Genomic DNA, 1465 nt, shown 5'->3' with positions numbered 1-1465 from the left:
GCCGTCCGGCCGCGGCGGCTCCGGGTCGGCCTGGTCCGGACCCGGTACGACGTACACCAGGTGGGATCGGCTGTCACCGGTGCTGACGGAGAACTCCGGCCCACCGTAGGTGATCTTCCACGGTCCGACCACGCCGAAGTTGTGCAGCCCGGCCGGGACGTCGTGGAACTCGAAGCCGCCCTGGCCGGTCGTGGTGGCACGGGCGAGCACCGCACCGGTGAACTGGTCCTTCAGGTACACCTTCAGGTCCGGCACGGGCACGCCCGGACGCGGTCCGGAACAACCGCACTGCGCCCCGGGGGGCATCCCCAGCGGCAACGTCACCTGACCGGAGACCGTCGCCACGATCGCACCGGAGATCCGCGTGATCGCGCTCGCGGTGACGTCACCGTTGGAGTACTGCCGTTCGCCGAACTTGCAGTCGACCCTCACGTAGCCCTGACCGGCCGTCCGGTCGTCGATCGGCATCCGCACGTCGAAGGAGCGGGCGGCGTGCGCCGGCACGCTGACGCCCGGACCCTCGGGCGCCAACTCACCGAGTTCGGGGTGTGACCACCCCGTCGTCGAGCACGACGCCGTGATGCCGGGGACCGGCACCGCACCGCTGTTGGTGAGGGTCAGCGTCAGCAGGGCGGTGTCGCCGGCCCGGTAGCCCTGCCGGTCGAACGCCGCCGAAGCGGTCAGCACCGGGTCGAGCAGGTAGGCGGCGCGGAACAACAGGTCCGGGTCGTCCTCACCGTCCACTGTGGCGTTGGTCCACGGGAACGACCAGTCCGCGGCGGCGAACGAGATCAGGTAACCGCCGCGGGGCAGCCCTTCGAACGCGAAGCGCCCCGCCGAGTCGGTCACCGTGGCGTAGGTGCCCTGCGCCGGACCGCCGCTCACCGTGACGGTGAGGTTCGTGAACTCCTCGCCGGCGTCCTTGGCCGCGTTGCCGTTGTAGTCGGCGTACACCGTTCCCTTGAGGGTGCCCCGGACGTAGGTGATGGGGACGGTGGCCGTGGCCGTGTTGTCGGCCGGGTCGGCGTCCGGCTCGTCGGAGCGGGTCGTGGCGGCGAGGGTCAGCAGGTCGACCCGGGAGTTCAGCCGGGCGACGAGCGTGCCCTCCGCCGCCTGTCCGGGCTCGATCGACACGCCGAAGCCGAACCCCTGCCAGTAGTTGCTGTCCACGACGGCGTCCGAGACGACCTGGACGTGGGTCGCGGTGGCGGTGCCCTTGTTGGTGACGCGGGCACGTGCTCGGATGGTCTCGTCCGCGACGTACGAGGGCTGGTCGAAGGTGACGGTGATCGTCAGGTCGACAGATCCCTCCGCCGGGTCGGCGGGCGCCTCCGGGGCCGGTGACCCCTCGGGGGTGGTGGGTTCGACCGTCGGCTCCGACGTGCTCGGTTCGGTGCCGACCGGTGGGGTGGTCGTGGGTTCCGCGGGTTCCGCGGTGGTGGTCTCGGTCGTGGTGGTCTCGACC

1 protein-coding gene is annotated in these 1465 nt (G+C 71.4%); it reads right to left on the bottom strand.

Annotated features, from left to right (window positions below):
- The coding region (locus AB0G02_RS39925; RefSeq protein WP_360805655.1) for an SdrD B-like domain-containing protein at positions 1-1465 on the bottom strand (1465 nt) is incomplete at both ends.

The organism is Actinosynnema sp. NPDC023658, from assembly GCF_040639995.1.
GTDB lineage: Bacteria > Actinomycetota > Actinomycetes > Mycobacteriales > Pseudonocardiaceae > Actinosynnema.
The sequence above is the reverse complement of the archived record's forward strand: the minus strand, read 5'-3'. Positions and strand labels throughout refer to the sequence as shown.